At 60.8% G+C, this 17,628-nt stretch carries 16 protein-coding genes; 13 read left to right on the forward strand and 3 right to left on the reverse strand.

The genetic code is table 11. The annotated features are described in order from the left end of the window. The first annotated feature begins 1 nt into the window (after position 1). The 9 genes from HGP12_RS18130 (at position 2) to HGP12_RS18170 (ending at position 10,596) form a co-directional block, all read left to right on the forward strand. Complete coding sequence (locus HGP12_RS18130; RefSeq protein ID WP_168879567.1) at positions 2–1,036, forward strand: Gfo/Idh/MocA family protein; 1,035 nt, start codon at positions 2–4, stop codon at positions 1,034–1,036. Then, positions 1,033–2,910 (forward strand): hypothetical protein, encoded by a 1,878-nt coding sequence (locus HGP12_RS18135; protein ID WP_168879568.1) that lies wholly within the window; start codon positions 1,033–1,035, stop codon positions 2,908–2,910. Before HGP12_RS18130 ends, HGP12_RS18135 begins: the two co-directional genes overlap by 4 nt. A 170-nt stretch (positions 2,911–3,080) precedes the next feature. After that, complete coding sequence (locus HGP12_RS18140) at positions 3,081–4,100, forward strand: dihydroxyacetone kinase subunit DhaK (RefSeq protein ID WP_168879569.1); 1,020 nt, start codon at positions 3,081–3,083, stop codon at positions 4,098–4,100. Continuing rightward, positions 4,097–4,741, forward strand: a complete 645-nt coding sequence (gene dhaL, locus HGP12_RS18145; protein ID WP_168840201.1) for a dihydroxyacetone kinase subunit DhaL — start codon at positions 4,097–4,099, stop codon at positions 4,739–4,741. The genes HGP12_RS18140 and dhaL overlap by 4 nt, the downstream gene beginning before the upstream one ends. 81 nt (positions 4,742–4,822) lie before the next feature. Then, a complete protein-coding gene (locus HGP12_RS18150) occupies positions 4,823–6,076 on the forward strand; it encodes an extracellular solute-binding protein (RefSeq protein WP_168840202.1) in 1,254 nt (417 codons plus the stop codon). Positions 6,077–6,171: 95 nt separating this feature from the next. After that, entirely contained in the window at positions 6,172–7,071 is a 900-nt protein-coding gene (locus tag HGP12_RS18155) for a carbohydrate ABC transporter permease (protein WP_168879570.1), read from the forward strand. Continuing rightward, positions 7,068–7,955: a carbohydrate ABC transporter permease gene (locus HGP12_RS18160; RefSeq protein ID WP_168840204.1), complete on the forward strand. Its 888-nt coding sequence runs from the start codon at positions 7,068–7,070 to the stop codon at positions 7,953–7,955. The genes HGP12_RS18155 and HGP12_RS18160 overlap by 4 nt, the downstream gene beginning before the upstream one ends. 38 nt (positions 7,956–7,993) lie before the next feature. Next, entirely contained in the window at positions 7,994–9,508 is a 1,515-nt protein-coding gene (locus tag HGP12_RS18165; RefSeq protein WP_168879571.1) for a DUF5060 domain-containing protein, read from the forward strand. A gap of 23 nt (positions 9,509–9,531) precedes the next feature. Further along, positions 9,532–10,596 (forward strand): ABC transporter ATP-binding protein, encoded by a 1,065-nt coding sequence (locus tag HGP12_RS18170; RefSeq protein ID WP_168840206.1) that lies wholly within the window; start codon positions 9,532–9,534, stop codon positions 10,594–10,596. Between the two features lie 29 nt (positions 10,597–10,625). Here HGP12_RS18170 and HGP12_RS18175 read toward each other — a convergent pair whose 3' ends face one another. Continuing rightward, on the reverse strand, positions 10,626–10,988 hold the full coding sequence (locus HGP12_RS18175) for a hypothetical protein (RefSeq protein WP_168840207.1): 363 nt from the start codon (positions 10,986–10,988) through the stop codon (positions 10,626–10,628). A gap of 96 nt (positions 10,989–11,084) precedes the next feature. Further along, positions 11,085–11,993 carry a DMT family transporter gene (locus HGP12_RS18180; protein ID WP_168840208.1) on the reverse strand — a complete coding sequence of 303 codons (909 nt, stop codon included), beginning with the start codon at positions 11,991–11,993 and terminating at the stop codon, positions 11,085–11,087. Between the two features lie 110 nt (positions 11,994–12,103). On the opposite strand from HGP12_RS18180, the gene HGP12_RS18185 reads away from it, so the two are divergent. Continuing rightward, positions 12,104–12,979, forward strand: coding sequence for a LysR substrate-binding domain-containing protein (locus HGP12_RS18185; RefSeq protein WP_168879572.1), 876 nt, complete (start codon positions 12,104–12,106; stop codon positions 12,977–12,979). Here the strand turns inward: HGP12_RS18185 and HGP12_RS18190 are convergent. Further along, positions 12,954–13,946: a GlxA family transcriptional regulator gene (locus HGP12_RS18190; protein ID WP_168840210.1), complete on the reverse strand. Its 993-nt coding sequence runs from the start codon at positions 13,944–13,946 to the stop codon at positions 12,954–12,956. The two genes, HGP12_RS18185 and HGP12_RS18190, sit on opposite strands and share 26 nt — an antisense overlap. A 106-nt stretch (positions 13,947–14,052) precedes the next feature. On the opposite strand from HGP12_RS18190, the gene HGP12_RS18195 reads away from it, so the two are divergent. The 3 genes from HGP12_RS18195 to HGP12_RS18205 are packed head-to-tail and all read left to right on the forward strand — an operon-like array spanning position 14,053 to position 17,626. After that, entirely contained in the window at positions 14,053–14,955 is a 903-nt protein-coding gene (locus tag HGP12_RS18195; protein WP_168840211.1) for a 3-keto-5-aminohexanoate cleavage protein, read from the forward strand. A gap of 7 nt (positions 14,956–14,962) precedes the next feature. Continuing rightward, positions 14,963–16,453: a carnitine 3-dehydrogenase gene (locus tag HGP12_RS18200; protein ID WP_168879573.1), complete on the forward strand. Its 1,491-nt coding sequence runs from the start codon at positions 14,963–14,965 to the stop codon at positions 16,451–16,453. 12 nt (positions 16,454–16,465) lie between these two features. Then, positions 16,466–17,626: an acyl-CoA dehydrogenase family protein gene (locus HGP12_RS18205; protein WP_168840213.1), complete on the forward strand. Its 1,161-nt coding sequence runs from the start codon at positions 16,466–16,468 to the stop codon at positions 17,624–17,626. Positions 17,627–17,628: the final 2 nt, after the last annotated feature.

The raw sequence follows: 17,628 nt of genomic DNA on the forward strand, positions 1-17,628 counted from the left end.
AATGGCAGAACTTAAGGGCGCGTTGATCGGTTGCGGCTTCTTCGCAATCAATCAGATGCACGCGTGGCGGGACGTCAAAGGTGCCAGCATCGTCGCGATCTGCGATCGGGACCCGGAGCGGCTGAAGAGCGTCGGCGACCAGTTCGGCATAGAGCGCCGCTATGCGGACGCCGCCGCCATGTTTGCCGATGGTGGCTTCGATTTCGTCGACATCGCAACAACGGTGCAAAGCCATCGCGCTTTGGTGGAAATGGCTGCCTCCCACAAGATCCCGGCCATCTGCCAGAAGCCGTTCGCAAAGACGCTGAGCGACGCTAAGGCAATGGTCGCAGTCTGCGCCCAGGCCGGCGTGCCGCTGATGGTGCATGAAAACTTCCGCTGGCAAACACCCATACAGGCCGTCAAGACCGTCCTGCAGTCGGGCGTGATCGGCGAGCCCTTCTGGGGCCGCTTCTCGTTCCGCTCCGGCTACGACGTTTTCTCAGGTCAGCCCTATCTGGCCGAGGGCGAACGCTTCATCATCGAAGATCTTGGCATCCACACGCTCGACATCGCCCGCTTCATCCTCGGCGACGTCGCCTCGTTGACCGCCCGCACCAAGCGAGTCAATCCGAAGATAAAGGGCGAAGATGTCGCCACCATCCTGCTCGATCACGAGAACGGCGCGACATCGATCGTCGATGTCAGTTATGCCTCCAAGCTTGCGACCGAACCCTTCCCGGAGACGCTGATCGAGCTCGACGGCGCGCAGGGTACCATTCGGCTCTCACAAGGCTATCGCCTTGAGGTCAACGGCCCGGCTGGCGTGACCATCACGGATGCCTCGCCGCAGCTTCTGCCCTGGGCCTCCCGTCCCTGGCACAATATCCAGGAGAGCGTTCTCGCGATCCAGCAGCATTGGACCGATCGCCTTGCCAATGGCGGTGAGACCTCCACGTCAGGTGCTGACAATCTCAAGACTTTCGCGCTTGTCGAGGCCGCCTATGAGAGTGCGGCCAGCGGGCGCCCGGTCGATATCGGGGCGATGTTGCGATGACGACCGGGATCGATCCGTTCCAGCTCTACGGCACGCGCGAAACCGAAACGCCGCCGGTGCGGCTGACATCGGGCAGGCTTGAGGTCGACTTCAAGGACGGCAATCTCCGGGCCATTCGTTACGACGGTGCCGAAGTCCTGCGGGCCGTTTCCTATCTGGTTCGCGATCGCGATTGGGGCACCTATGCACCGGATATCGACGACCTGCGGATCAATCAGCATCAGGATGGCTTTTTCGTCAGCTATGTCGCGCGTTGCGCAGGCCCTGAAAATACCGAACTCGCAATCGACGTTCGGATAGCGGCTGAGGCCGACGAAGCCCTGACCTTCGAAGCGATAGCGCTTTCGATGACCGGCTTCGAAACCAACCGCTGCGGCTTCTGCATCCTGCATCCGATCGTCGGCGTTGCCGGCATGCCCGTATCGGTCGAACATGTCGATGGCAGCCGAAAGAGCACGCATTTCCCTGACCTTATCGAGCCCTGGCAGCCCTTCAAGGACATGCGGGCGATTACGCATAGCGTGACGTCGAACGTGACAGCCGAGTGCCGCATGGAAGGCGACACTTTCGAAATGGAAGACCAGCGCAACTGGTCGGATGCCTCCTACAAGACCTATGTTCGCCCGCTGGCCCTGCCCTGGCCCTATCGAATTCCGCCCGGCGAGCCGATGCGGCAGCGCATCGTTCTCACCATAGGGGACATGCGGCGTTCGCCACCCTCTTTTTCCCATAGTTCAGATGCAGCGATCACCCTAAGCCCGGGAACAAAATCCGGCACCATGCCGTCCATCGGCCTTGTCGTTACACCCGAAGAAGCGGATGCGACGCGGGCTGCGCGCGACCGGCTGGCTGAAATTGGGCCGCAGGAGCTGCTGTTCCACTTCGATCCGAATGCCGGCCACGGCGCTGACGCCTTCGAACGCTTCGCCGCGGTTGCCGCGCTTCATGCCGGCAAATCGACGCTGGAAATCGCGTTGCCCTGCCGCCAGGCGCCGCTTGTCGAAGCACGGCAGATAGCAGGCTGGATGCGAGCGGTCGATTTCAAACCTGATGCAATCGTGATCTCCCCTTCGGTCGACCGGCAATCGACGCCGCCGGGCAGCAAATGGCCCGAGTGCCCGGCCCTTGAGGAGGTCTATGCAGCCGCGCGGGCCGCCTTCCCCGATGTGCGCCTTGGCGGCGGCATGCTGAGCTATTTCACCGAACTCAATCGCAAACGGGTGCCCGCCGACACTCTCGATTTCATCACCCATTGCACCAATCCCATCGTGCATGCGGCCGACGATCTCAGCATCATGCAGACATTGGAAGCACTGCCGTTCATCACCCGTTCCGTGCGCGCCATCTACGGAGACAAGCCTTACCGTATCGGCCCTTCCACCATACCGATGCGGCAGAACCCCTATGGCAGCCGGACGATGGACAATCCACACGGCCGCCGCATCGCCATGGCCAATGCCGATCCCCGCCACAATGCCCGTTTCGGAGAAGCCTTTGCGCTTGGCTATGCCGCCTGCGTCCTCGATGCCGGATTGGAATGCCTGACACTGTCGGCACTGACCGGTTCTTCCGGGCTGATTGCCGGGGAGAACGAACCATCAGCGGCAGGAACCACACGACCGCTCTTCAACGTGGTCTCGACCTTGTCCCGCCTCGCGGGCGAGCAATGGCACGAGTGCCTGTCGTCCGATCCGACGGCGGTACTGGCCTTCATCACCGCGCAGTCCAACGGATCGCGGTCGCTCCATTTGGTCAACATCACACCCATCTCTCAGCTGGTCGAGCTGGGGAAACTCCGCCTCATGGAACAGACCGGAAATAACAGGCTCATGCTGGATGCCTATAGCGCTGTTTCGGCGATCTTGATGGATTGACCTTCGATCGCAGACGCGCATGTTAGAGCGTGATGCCGAAAAGTGTAGGCGGTTTTCGGACGACATCACGCTCTACTTATTTGATTCTAGAGCGGATTCAGATTTTATGTCCAACAGACCTAAAATCATCCGGCTCTAGTCCCAGCAATCGCAATAATTTGGAGGACCGCGTGAAGACGAAGAAGCTGATCAACGAAGGTGCGGCCGCCGTGGATGAGATGCTGGCCGGGATATTGACAGCCCATCCGCGTCATCTCCACGCCGTTGACGGTTCGCCGCGCTCGATCGTGGCGAACCATGGCCCACGAACCGGCAAGGTCGGCCTGGTCATCGGCGGTGGTTCCGGGCACGAGCCGACATTTCTCGGCTTTGTCGGCAAGGGGCTGGCCGATGCCGCCGCCATCGGCAATGTCTTTGCCTCACCGCCGCCCGATCCGATCATCGAATGCGCCAAGGCCGTCGATGGCGGTGTCGGCGTGCTGTTCATGTATGGCAATTATGCAGGCGACGTCATGAACTTCGACATGGCGGCGGAGATGCTGGCCATGGACGATATCGAGGTGCGTACCGTGCTGACGACAGACGACATCGCGTCCGCACCGGTCGATCAGACGGAACGCCGCCGGGGCGTTGCCGGCAACGTCTTCATCTTCAAGGCGGCGGGTGCGGCCTGCGATCTGATGTACGGTTTCGACGAGGTCGAACGGGTGGCGCGCTGGGCGAATAAACGCACCTATACGATGGGGGTTGCGCTTTCGCCTTGCTCCCTGCCGCAGACGCGCAAGCCGAATTTCGAGATCGGCGCCGACGAGATGGAAATCGGCATGGGCATCCACGGCGAGCCCGGCGTCGCCCGCGGACCGATGCGATCGGCGGACGAGGTGACGAACGAACTCGTCGGCAAGATCCTCGACGAGATGAAGCCGGCTCGCGGTGACCGGGTCGCCGTGCTCGTCAACTCGCTCGGCTCGACGCCGCTCATGGAGCTCTACATCATGATGCGCAAGCTCAAGGTGATGCTCGACGACGCAGGCCTTATCATCCATCTGTCGCTGGTCGGCAATTATTGCACGTCGCTGGAGATGGCCGGCGCCTCGATCACGCTCATGCATCTGGACGAGGAACTGCAGCGGCTGATCGACCATCCCTGCGATTGCGCCATGTTCCGTTCCGGCGAGGCCCTGTCATGACGACGGTTGCAACGGAAGATCTGAAGGCGCTTTTCGCGCGGATCGCCGAGGCGATGGCGCGCGAAAAGGATCGCCTCTGCGAACTGGACGGCGTCATCGGCGATGCCGATCATGGCATTGCCATGGAGCTCGGTTTTGCCGCCGCCGCCAAGGCGGTTTCGGAGCTGGATCCGATAGCTGCCGATCCGACGCTGGTCTTCAATACGGCGGCCAAATCCTTCCTCAACGCAGTCGGCGCCTCGTCGGGGCCGCTCTATGCGACTGCCTTCATGCGTGCGGGCGCGGTCGCCAAGGGGAAGACCTCGCTGAACGACGACGACATGGTCGAGATATTTTCAGCCTTTGCCAAGGGCATCCAGGACCGCGGCAAGGCCGAAGTCGGTGAAAAGACGATGGTCGATGCATGGGTGCCGGCCGCAGCGGCCTGCCGAGCCGCCCGGGATCAAGGCTTGCCGCTGGCCGCATGTCTGGCCGCCGGTCTTGAGGCTGGCGCAGCGGGAGCGGAAGCAACGAAGGGCATGATTGCCGCAAAGGGCAGATCCTCGCGCCTTGGAGAACGAGCCTTGGGCCATATCGATCCCGGAGCGGCTTCAGCGGTGGTGATCATATCCTGCTTCAAAGTCCATTTCGCGTCAGAATGATGATGATCTCATCATACCAGTTGACATGTTGGTAACGATTTGTCAAAACCGCCCTCAGCTTGTTCAGGAGGAGGACGGGAGATGGCTATCAATTTCAAATATGCGCGTTGGTTCGGTGCCGCGGCGATCGCGACCGCGGCTCTTTGGTCGACCAATGTCGCCGCGGAAGACCTGACACTATGGACACTGAACTTCGACAACGGCGCGGCGAACGGCGCGCTGAAGAAAGTGGCGAAGGACTTCGAGTCCGCCAATCCCGGCACGCACATCGAAATTGTCCAGCGTGGCGTCGATGAACACAAGACTGCCCTTCGCGTCGCGGCAGGCTCCAGCAAAGGCCCGGATATCTATTTCAGCTGGGCCGGGCTTGGCCTCGGCGGCGAATATGTGAAGGCCGGCCTGTCTCTGCCGCTCGACAAGTACTATACCCAGTACAAGTGGAACGACGAGCTGCTTCCGTCCGCCGCCGCCTTTGCCGATCTCTATCCAGGCGGCAAGCATGGTGTCCCCTTCACCTTCAAGGGCGAAGCGATCTACTACAACAAGAAGCTCTTCCAGAAGGCCGGCATCACGCAGGAGCCGAAAACCTATGAGGAGCTGCTCGCTGCGGCCGACAAGCTCAAGGCAGCCGGCATTCCGGCCTTCACCTTCGGCGGCTCGGTCAACTGGCATGTCATGCGCCTGATGGATGTGCTGCTCGAAACCAAGTGCGGCGCCGACAAGCATGACGCGCTGATGGCCATGAAGACCGACTGGACCAAGGAGCCCTGCGCGACCGACGCGTTCACCGAATTTGCCAAGTGGACGAAGGATTACACGCTGAAACCCTTCATGGGCATCAGCAACCAGCAGTCCTACACGCTGTTCGTCGCCGGCCGCGCTGCGATGATGCTCGAAGGCGACTGGCTTGTCAGTCAGCTGAGCGGCAGCAAGGTCAACCTCGACGACTACGGCCTTGTGCCGTTCCCGACGAACACCAACCGCCTCTACGGCTTTGCCGAGTACAATTACGTCAGCACCAAGAGCAAAAGCCCGGATCTCGCCGCGAAGTTCCTCGATTACTTCCTCTCGACCAAGGTGCAGCAGGACCTCGTCGGGCAGATCAGCTCGATCTCGGTCAACAAGAATGTCCAGTACACCGACCAGAAGCCGCTGGAGGCGAAGTGGCTCGATATCTTCAAGACCTATAGCAAGGTCTACATGAACGGCGACCAGGCCTTCCCGCTTGACGTCACCACCGAATATTTCCGGGTGATCAATGACGTGGCTGCCGGCAATATCCAGCCGGCCGATGCCGCCAAGCAGCTGCAGACCTTCATCTCCGGCCGCAGCTGATCGATCGAGGGAGGTCGCCGCTCCGATTGCCGATCGCGGCGGACGGCTTCCCTCACCTTATGCCCACGCGCCAGCTGCCGCCGGGAGCAATCAGAATGTCATTCCGCAATCGAACCGATGATCCCCGCGTTCAGGCAGTGATCCTGCTCGCCCCAGCCATGCTGATCTACGCGATTTTCGCGCTTTATCCGATGCTGAACGTGGTGGTGCTGAGCTTCCAGAAATGGAATGGCCTCGATCCGCAACGCCCGTTCGTCGGACTGGCAAACTATCAATATGTCTTCACGCAGGATCCCGTCTTCTGGGTCGCTTTCCGCAATACGGTGATCTGGACGATCATGTGCGTGATCTTTCCGCCCATGGTCGGCCTCTTGCTGGCGCTGAGCCTCAATCAGAAGCTTTTTGCCCGCAATACCTTTCGCGCCATCTTCTATCTGCCTGTTATCATCGCCCCGATCGCGGTCGCGACCATGTGGAAGTGGATGTACGATCCCTTCTTCGGCCTCTTCAGCGAGATCCTCACATCGATGGGGATGCAGGGCTGGATTCAGGATTGGCTCGGCGACAAGGACGTCGCGCTCTATTCGGTCTTCGTCGCTTATCTCTGGCAGTCCGTCGGCTTCTCCATGGTGCTGTTTCTCGCAGGCCTGCAGAACGTCTCGCAAACGCTCGTGGAAGCCGCGCGTATCGACGGCGCCGGGCGCTGGAACATCTTCCGCTACGTCACCCTGCCCGCGCTGCGCACGACACTGACCATCGTGCTGGTGCTCTCGGTCATCTCTTCGCTGAAGGCCTTCGACATCGTCTACGGCCTGACGGGCGGCGGACCGGCGCAATCCACACAAATGCTGGCGCTCTGGGCCTTCACGCAGGCCATGCAGATCTTCGATTTCGGCCGCGGCGCTGCGATCTCGGTCGTTCTGCTGCTCATCACCATTGCGATCGTCATTCCCTACCTGCGATGGACGCAGAAGCATGAGGAGGCCGAACAATGACCGCAGCATCGGCAACATCCATGTCGGACGACTTCGAAACCGTCGTCCCCGCCAAGCGCAAGCGGGATCCGGTGCTGATCGGCCTGTGGATCGCGCTTTTCGTCGTCGCGGCGATCTGGTTTGCGCCTTTCGTCTTCATCGTCTTCACCTCTTTGAAGACGCAAGCCGACGTGACATCGACCGGCGCCTTCATGCCGCCGCTCGATCCGGCTTTCGAAAATTATTCGAGCGCCTGGGGCCGCGGCAATTTTGCCAATGCCTTCCTGAACAGCACCATCATCACCGTCATCAAGGTGCCGCTTGGGCTCATCCTGTCGGCGATGGCGGCCTATGCGCTTGCCAAGATCCGCCTGAGGTTCGGCAAGCTGCTGCTGCTCGCCGTCGTCTTCGGCACCATGATCCCCTTTCAAGTCATGCTGGCGCCGTTGTTCACGCTGGTCAATTCGCTCGGGCTGATCGATACCTATCCGGGCGTGATCCTGCCCTATATCGCCTTCGGCGTGCCCTACCAGGTCTTCATCCTGCATGGTTTCTTCAAAGGCATTCCCAAAGAACTGTCGGAAGCAGCCCTGATCGACGGCGCAAGCCACTTCACCATCTTCCGCCGGATATTCCTGCCCGTCTGCCTGCCGGTGCTCGCGGCCCTGCTGATCCTGGATTTCGTCTCGACATGGAATGAGTTCGCCATGGCGCTCGTGCTGCTGCAGGACCAGCACATGTGGACATTGCCGCTCGGGCTCATGTCGTTCCAGGGGCAGTTTTCCAATGATTACGGACAGTTGAACGCGGCGATCGTTATGACCGTACTGCCGGCCACCATCGTTTATCTGATCTTCCAGCGCTACTTCGTCTCCGGCCTCACCTCCGGCGCGGTCAAGGGCTGAGCGGTCGCACCATCCCTACATCTTCCGAGGAGAACATCATGTCCAACGCGTCCGTCGAAAAATGGGGAGTCTTCGAAGCGGCCCTCAACGGTCCTTCAGGCGGCAATCCCTATCTCGATGTGGCATTCGATGCCGTTTTCAGCCAGAACAGCCGCGAGGTCCGCGTACCCGGCTTCTACGATGGCGACGGCGTCTATCGCGTTCGCTTCATGCCCGACAATGAAGGTGAGTGGTCGTTCCGCACCCGCTCGAAGACGTCGGAACTGGATGGCAAGACTGGTTCCTTCGTCGCGAGCAAGCCATCCGAGGGCAACCACGGCCCCGTGCATGTCCACAACAAGTTCCATTTCGCCTATGCCGACGGCAAGCCTTTTCTCTCCTTCGGCACGACCTGCTATGCCTGGACGCACCAGCCGCTCGACATGCAGGTACAGACCCTTGAGACGCTGAAAAAGTCACGCTTCAACAAGATCCGCATGGGCGTCTTCCCCAAGGACTATCCTTATAACGTCAACGAGCCGCTCTATGCCTGTTTCGAGAAGGGCACCGACGGCAAAGAGGATTTCGACAGGCCGAACCCCGTTTCCTTCCGCCATTTCGAGAGCCAAGTCGCGGCCCTTTGCCAGCTCGGCATCGAGGCCGATATCATCATGTTCCACCCCTATGATCGCTGGGGTTATTCAGACATGTCGGCCGAGCAGGATTTCCGCTACGTCGCCTATCTCGCCGCGCGCCTTGCCGCCTATCGCAATGTCTGGTGGGCGCTTGCCAACGAGTATGACTTCCTTCTCGACACCAAGCCTTTGCAGCAATGGGACCGCTATTTCCACATTCTCGAGGAGAACGATCCCTACGGCCATCTGAAATCCATCCATAACGGCGAGCCGACGATGAACTTCGATCATCGCAAGCCCTGGGTGACCCATACCTGCATCCAGAACTGGGATGTAAAGCGCACGCAGGAGTGGCGCGAGGCCTATGGCAAGCCAGTCGTCAACGACGAGCCGGAATATGAGGGCAACATCATTCAGTCCTGGGGCAACCTGACGGCTGAGGAGCTGGTGCATCGCTTCTGGATCACGATGACGCGCGGCGGCTATGCCGGCCACGGCGAAACCTATTCGCACCCGGAAGACCTGATCTGGTGGGCCAAGGGCGGCGAACTGCGCGGCGAAGCCTGGAAGCGCATCGGCTTCCTGCGCGACCTCTTGGAGCAGGACGTTGTCAACGGCCTTGAGCCGATGGCTTCGTTCGGCGAATGGCCGTGGACACGCGTTTCCGGCGCGCGCGATGGTGATGTCACTTACATCTATCTCGGAGAGCACCAGCCGGTCATCTGGTCGACGGGCTTGCCCAAGGACGGCACGGATTATGACGTGGACATCATCGACACATGGGAGATGACGATCACACCGGCCAGGAAGGTGGAAGCGCCGATCCCGCATCCGACGCGGCACGGCGCGATCGTGCGTGGCGGCAAGGCGGATGCGGCTTTCGGCGTGGAACTGCCGGGCAAGCCATACCAGGCCCTCCGCGTCAGCAAGAAGCACTGATCGATCCTCAAGGGAAGAATGTCATGTCCGGATTGACCATCAAGAACGTCAGGAAGTCCTACGGCGCAGTAAATATCATCCATGGCGTCGACGTCGAAATCTCGGACGGCGAATTCGTCATTCTCGTCGGCCCGTCGGGCTGCGGCAAGTCAACGCTGCTGCGTATGATCGCCGGGCTCGAGGATATTACCGGCGGCGAGATCTCGATCGGCGGGCGGGTCGTCAACGACCTGCCGCCGAAAGATCGCGATATCGCCATGGTATTCCAGAACTATGCGCTTTATCCGCAGATGACGGTGGCGCAAAATATGGGCTTTGCGCTGCAGCTTGCCGGTGCAAAGCGTGCGGAGATCGACCAGAAAGTCGGCGACGCCGCCAAGATATTGGGACTGCAGCCATTGCTGGAACGCAAGCCCGCCCAGCTTTCCGGCGGCCAGCGCCAGCGTGTCGCCATGGGCCGCGCCATTGTGCGCGATCCCAAGGTTTTCTTGTTCGATGAACCGCTCTCCAATCTCGATGCCAAGCTGCGCGTGAAGATGCGCGCGGAAATCAAGGCTCTGCATCAGCGCTTGAAGACGACGATCGTCTACGTGACCCACGACCAGATTGAGGCCATGACCATGGCCGACAAGATCGTCGTTCTGCAGGGCGGCAAGGTCGAACAGGTCGGTTCGCCACTGGAACTTTACGACCGGCCAAGAAATGTCTTCGTCGCCGGCTTCCTCGGTTCGCCGGCTATGAATTTCCTCGAAGGCAAGATCACCGGCGGCGCCTCCCCAGCTCTGACGCTGGCGACCGGCACCCGCGTCGAACTCGTCAGTGCTCCGGCTCAGTCGGAGGGCCGGGAGGTCGTTCTGGGCATCCGGCCGGAAGATATCTCCTTTGCGTCAGACGACGGAGTGACAGCAACCGTGACGGTCGTGGAGCCGACAGGCTCGGAAACGCATGTCGCGCTCGATCTGGAAGGCAAGGAACTGACCTGGGTCATGCGGGAGCGCGCCGAACTCAACCCCGGCCAGAAGATTCAGATCTCCCTGAAGACACCGAACCTTCACTTCTTCGACAAGACCAGCCAGCAACGACTGTAGAGAGTGGCCGAAGTGCTGGCCGGCATGGGTCAGCTGGCGATGCGCCTCTGGGCGCCATTCATGACCAGGAAAACCCGTTTGACGAAGGCGTCGCCATCAAACTGCCGGGCAGCACCCTCGGTCGCATGATCTGGGCGATCGAATATGAAGGCTTCGATGTTGACGACAGGCAGGTTGAGGCGACTGCGCACCTGGCCGATCATCGCGGTATGCGTGATCACAAGCTGGCACCCGTTGGGCTCGAACCACTCCTGAAGCCCGGTCGTCGGGATAGTCAGCACTGTCAGTCCCTGTTGCGACAGAACCGTACCGATGCGGGACGCAACCTGCTGATTGTCGAGACAGATCAGCACATCGGATTGTGAAGGGGACGGCGCTTGGTTAGCCAGCATCAAGAGACCTCTCGTTCAAACACGAGCGGAATATAATGATTCGCGGCGTAACGGGGTGTTATTAGTTGTTACATTTTGTTTCAGGATTACGAACCGCTAGACCGGCACGCGAGCGCGGCGGCTATGCCGCAGATCGATAGCCGTGTGCCAGACGATCGTCGCAAAGATGATCGCCCCGCCGACGAAGGTAGCGACCGGCGGCATCTCGGAAAAAAACAGCCAGACCCAGAACGGCGTCAATACGATCTCCATCGAGCTGATGAGCGCGGCGTCGGCGGCAGGCATCTTTCTTGATCCGAAAAGGAAAAGGACGAAGGCCAGCGCGAAATTCGTCGCCCCGAAAGCCGCGAGCAAAAGCCAGTTTTGAACGTCCACCGAGCCTGTAGACGCAAAGGGCACGAAGACGACGAAGGTCAGAAGCCCGCTGACAACGCTCGACGGCAGGATCGGGATAGCGGGATCCATGCGCGGGATAACGATGATCAGCGCGAAGGTGACCGTCATGCCGAGTGCGAGCAGATCACCAATACCCGTGCCGCCGCCGATCGACGACGCCACGATGACAGCGACGCCGATGAGGCAGACGCCGCCGGCGATCAAGGTCCGCTTTGCTACGCGCTCCTTAAGCATGGTCCAGCTGAGAAACGCCGCGATGAACGGCGCCGTCGCGTAGATCATCGTTACGTTCGCGACGGTGGTCGTGTAGAGCGCGCCGATGAAGCAGGCCTGGCTGATCGTCTGGCAGGCCAGCATCGCCAGCCCGGCAGGATGAAAAATCGATGCCCATTGCCGACGCGAAAACCCACCTTCGAGGAAAAAGCTGGGGATCAGCAGGAACAGGCCGCCGAACAGCGATCGCCAGGCGATCGCCGTCCATATGTCCGTGGTCAGAAGGCGCGCATAGATGCCGCTGCAGCTCCACGCAAGCATTGCGGTGGCCACGAGTATGACGCCCCTCTCATAATCGCTGGCAAAAGCGGAGCGGGTCGGAAACTGGAATGTCATGTATGGACTCAAAGAATGAGCAGAAGGAACATGACCTGTGTGCGCCGATATTTGACATCAGGCAAACGAATAGTAGAGATAGTAGCTATCAGAAATATTTGTGACGTGTCATGCGCGACCCCATCGAAAGCGACCTGCTGCGGACGTTTCTCGTCATCACCGAGACATCCAACTTTTCCACGGCCGCTCAAAGGATCGGCCGCACGCAATCGGCCGTCAGCGCGCAGATCAAGCGGCTGGAGGAGACGATAGGCGAAACGCTCTTCGAAAGAAGCGCACGGGGAGCGATGCTGACCCGCGCCGGCACTCAACTGCTTCCCTATGCGCAACGCGTGATCGAGCTCCTCAACGAGGCGGCGGCGAATATCCGCACCAAGCCTCTGGACGGCCCTGTCCGGATCGGGATTCCGGAAGAATACAGCCAGACTGTGTTGCCGGCGGCGCTGGCCGCTTTCGCTATCCGGCATCCGGCCGTCGAAGTCACCGTTTCATGCGATTACACGGCACATAACCTGGCCGCGCTGGAAAAAGACGAGCTGGACCTCGCCGTCGTCTTCGATTGGAACAACCAGAGCAAAGGTGAGGTTCTCTGTATCGACCCGACTGTCTGGGTGACATCGTTGGTCCATCGTGTGCATGAGGCGACACCCCTGCCCATCGCTGTCTATCGGGATTCGACATGGTGCCGCGATTTCGCTCTGAAATCATTGGAGCAAATCGGGCGGCGCTATCGTATCGCCTTCATTGCCGACACGAGTTCCGGCTTGAAGAACGCCGTGTCCGCCGGGCTTGCCGTAACGACGCTGTCGCGCAGCAACATTCCACATGGCTGCCGGGACCTGACGGGCGATGACGGTTTCCCGCCGGTCGATTCTTCCCGCGTCGTGCTTCGCCGCAACCCCTATCATTCGAGCGAGGCGATCCGCGAATTGGCCGAGATGGTACGCGAGGCCTTCCAGCCTATGTCGACTCTCCTGCAGGCGTAGTGCGGCGGCACAAGCGGCGACGCGTGCCAGATGGGCTTTCCGAAAAGCTGGCACGATAGCTGCGGGAAAATGCCGATGCCGAATTGAAGCCGGTCGCATCGGCAATCTCGGCAAAGGAGGCTTTCGTCTCGATGACCTTGCGCCGGGCCGCATTGAGCCTGAGCGCCAGGTAATGCACATGCGGCGGCGCACCGATGCTCTCCTGGAAGAGCGCTTGCAGATGGCGTGCGCTGACGCCGATGCGACGGGCAAGACGCGTGAGCACCAGCGGCTGCTCTATATGATCCTCCATCAGGCGAATGGCTTGAGCAACCCGCGGATCCCGCATGCGCAGGCCGGCCGTCGATGGCGAAAGTTCCGCCGCGCTTTGCGGGCTTGCCGGCTCGTAGATGAACAGGCGGCTCACTTCCAGCGCCAGCGAATAGCCCTGCCGCCGCCGGATGATCTCGAGCATGAGATCGACCGTCGGCAGCGAACCGGCGGTGGTGATCCGCTTGCCGTCGATCACGTAGCGATCCCTGACGGCGCGCACCTGCGGATAGGCGAGCGCGAAATCGTCGTAGTCCTCCCAGTGGACGGCGGCCGAGACATTGTCGAGCAGGCTTGCTTCAGCAAGCAGCCAGGTGCCGGATTCGATGCCGGCGACCATCGACCGGTGACGCGCGGACTGCGACAGCTGCATCTTCAACGCCTGCGTCGCGCTTCGTCGCCAATTGTAGCTCCCAAGCACGAAAAGCGGCGCCGTATCCGAGGTCGGCCGGAAGCTGGAACATGCAGGCACCGGGATGAGGCTGGTCGTTTCCGCCGGCGATCCATCCGGCGTGAAGAGGCGCCAGCGATAAAGCTCCGCTCCGGAAATGCGGTTGGCCCCACGCAGCGGCTCGATAACCGAAGCGATCAAAATCAGGTTCGTCTCCGGAAGGATCAAAAGGTCGATGTCGAGTGTCTCATTGGCCGATGTCCGCATGCAGCATTCCTTCGATCGTTCTGAAACTGTATCGAATTCTTCCGATAATGCAAAGCATGACAGCCTCTCATGGCTCGTAATGTCCTCAATACGAGGGAGAACAAAAATGCCTCTTGCGATGAACCGCGATGTCTTCATCACCTGTGCTGTGACCGGCGCCGGCGATACGGTTTCGAAATCCAGCCATGTTCCGATCACTCCCAAGCAGATCGCGGACTCCGCGATCGACGCCGCCAAGGCTGGGGCGGCAGTGGTCCACTGCCATGTCCGCGATCCGGAAACGGGCGCTGCCAGCCGCCGCAACGAACTCTATAGGGAAGTCACGGACCGCATCCGTTCGGCCGATGTCGATGTGGTGCTCAATCTGACCGCCGGCATGGGCGGCGACCTGATTTTCGGCGATGTTGAACGTCCCTTGCCCCTGAACGACAGGGGTACCGACATGGCCGGCGCCACGGAGCGCGTCAGCCATGTTGCCGAATGCCTGCCGGAGATCTGTACGCTCGATTGCGGCACGATGAATTTCAGTCTCGGCGACTATGTCATGACCAACACGCCCTCGATGCTGCGGGCGATGGCGAAGAAGATGACCGACCTCGGCGTTCGCCCCGAAATCGAGGCTTTCGACACCGGTCATCTCTGGTTTGCCAAACAGCTTGCCGAGGAAGGTTTGATTGAGGACCCAGTCCTCATCCAGCTCTGCATGGGCATCCCCTGGGGGGCGCCCGATGACCTCAACACCTTTATGGCGATGGTCAATAACGTTCCCAAAAGCTGGACCTTCTCGGCCTTTTCCATCGGCCGCAACGCCATGGCCTATCCGGCGGCCGCGATCCTTGCCGGCGGCAATGTCCGCGTCGGGCTGGAAGACAATCTCTATGCCGGAAAGGGGATGCTTGCGACCAATGCGCAGCTCGTCGAAAAGGCGGTGCAGGTGGTGGGAGGCATGGGTGCACGCATCATCGGCCCCGAAGATGTCCGCAAGAAACTGAAACTGACGAAGCGCTGAGGCCGCGATGACCAAGATCAACAAGGCGGCCTGCATCGGCGGCGGCGTCATCGGCGGCGGATGGATTGCCCGTTTCCTGCTGGCGGGCATCGATGTCGATGTCTACGACCCGCATCCGGAAGCAACACGCATCGTCGGCGAAGTCATTGATAATGCAGAAAAAGCCTATGCGATGCTGACCGGTGCGCCGCTTCCGCCACGCGGCAAGCTTACATTCAGTGACAAGCTGGAAGCAGCCGTCGATGGCGCCGACTGGATCCAGGAAAGCGTGCCGGAGCGGCTGGATCTCAAGCGCAATGTGCTGACGCAGATCGATGCGGTCGCGCGGCCGGATGCGCTCATCGGCTCATCGACTTCGGGGCTGCTGCCATCAGATCTGCAGCGCGACATGCGCCATCCCGAGCGCCTTTTCGTGGCTCATCCCTATAATCCGGTCTACCTGCTGCCGCTCGTCGAGATCGTCGGTGGCGAAAAGACCAGCGCTGCCACGATCCAGGCTGCGATGGAACGGCTGCCGCCGATCGGCATGAAGGGTGTGCATATCGCCAGAGAGATCGAGGCTTTCGTCGGCGACCGCCTGCTGGAAGCGCTCTGGCGCGAGGCGCTATGGCTGATCAAGGACGATATCTGCACCGTCGAGACACTTGACGATGTCATCCGCTATTCCTTCGGCCTGCGCTGGGCACAGATGGGCCTGTTCCAGACCTATCGCATTGCCGGCGGCGAAGCGGGCATGCGTCACTTCCTGGCGCAGTTCGGTCCCGCCCTACAATGGAACTGGACGAAGCTGATGGATGTCGTCGATCTCGACGATGCCCTTGTCGAAAAGATCGGCCAGCAGTCGGACGAACAGGCGGATGGCCTGTCGATCCGCGAACTCGAGCGTATCCGCGACGAAAATCTCGTCGGCATCCTCCAGAGCCTGAAGGGAAGCCATGGTGGCAAGGGCTGGGGCGCCGGCAAGCTGCTGAAGGATTTCGAGCAGCAGCTTTGGGCCGCCGGCGGCGGAGAGAAGCGGGAGCTCGACGTTACAAAACCGCTGCGGCTGATCGATACCAAGGTCAGCCCGGCCTGGGTCGACTATAACGGCCATATGACCGAACATCGCTATCTGCAGGTCTTCGGCGACACATCGGACGCGCTACTGCGCCTGATCGGCGTCGATCTCGACTATGTCGAGCGCGGCCGCAGCTACTATACGGTGGAGACCCATATCCGCCATCTCGGCGAGGCCAAGCTCGGACAGGCCATCCATTCGACGGCGCAGATCCTCGCATCCGATGAAAAGCGGCTGCATGTCTTCCATGCGCTGCACGACAGCGCGAGCGGCGAGGTGATCGCCACGGCGGAACAGATGCTGCTGCATGTGGATGCCAAGGCAGGCAAGGCTGTCGCCGCACCGGAGGAGGTGCTGGCGAAGCTAAGGCCGATGTCCGCCGCGCATACGGTCTTGCCGGTGCCGGAGGGCGCGGGCCGTCACGTGGGACAAAAACGCTAGGAGGAGGCGATCGTGAATTTCGGACTCAGCGAAGAACAGGAGATGATCGTCAAGACGGTCAGGGACTTCGTGGAGACGGAGATCTATCCGCACGAAAACGAGGTTGAGCGCACCGGCCTCGTGCCGCCTGAAATCGGCGACGAGATCCGGCGCAAATGTATCGAGCTCGGCTTTTATGCCTGCAATTTCCCCGAGGAAATCGGCGGCGCCGGCCTCGATCACCTGACCTTCACCCTCGTCGAGCGCGAGCTTGGCCGTGGTTCCCTTGGCCTCACCGTCTTCTTCGGCCGCCCATCCGGCATCCTGATGGCCTGCGAGGGCGAGCAGCGCGAGCGCTATCTCCTGCCGGCGGTGCGCGGCGAAAAAGTGGATGCGCTCGCCATCACCGAACCGGACGCCGGCTCCGACATGCGCGGCATGAAATGCGCAGCACGGCAGGATGGTGATGATTTCGTGCTCAACGGCACGAAGCATTTCATCTCGCACGCCGATGTCGCGGATTTCGTCATCGTTTTTGCCGCCACCGGCGAGGAGGAGACGCATAGGGGCGTCAAGAAGAAGATCACCGCTTTCCTGGTCGATCGTGGCACGCCGGGCTTCGAGATCCTCAGAGGTTATGACTCGGTTTCCCACCGCGGCTACCACAATTCCATCTTGAACTTCACCGATTGCCGCCTCTCCAAATCGCAGGTGCTGGGCGAGGTGCATCGCGGCTTCGATCTTGCCAACCAGTGGCTCTACGGGACGCGCCTGACGGTGGCCGCGACCTGTGTCGGCCGGGCTCGCCGCACCTTCGACCTCGCCCTGCCCTATGCCGCCGAGCGCAAGCAATTCGGCAAGCCGATCGGCGCCAATCAAGGCGTGTCGTTCAAGCTTGCCGATATGATCACCGAGATCGACGCCGCCGACCTCCTGACGCTGTCGGCCGCCTGGAAGCTCGATGCCGGCATCCCGGCCAATCGCGAGATCGCCTCGGCGAAGCTCTATGCCTCGGAAATGCTCGCCCGCGTCACCGACGAGGCGATCCAGATCTTCGGCGGCATGGGACTGATGGACGACCTGCCGCTCGCCCGCTTCTGGCGCGATGCCCGCGTCGAGCGCATCTGGGACGGCACTTCGGAAATCCAGCGGCACATCATCAGCCGCGACCTGCTTCGGCCGTTCGGAGCATGAAC

It is taken from the genome of Rhizobium sp. P28RR-XV (assembly GCF_012641385.1).
GTDB lineage: Bacteria > Pseudomonadota > Alphaproteobacteria > Rhizobiales > Rhizobiaceae > Rhizobium.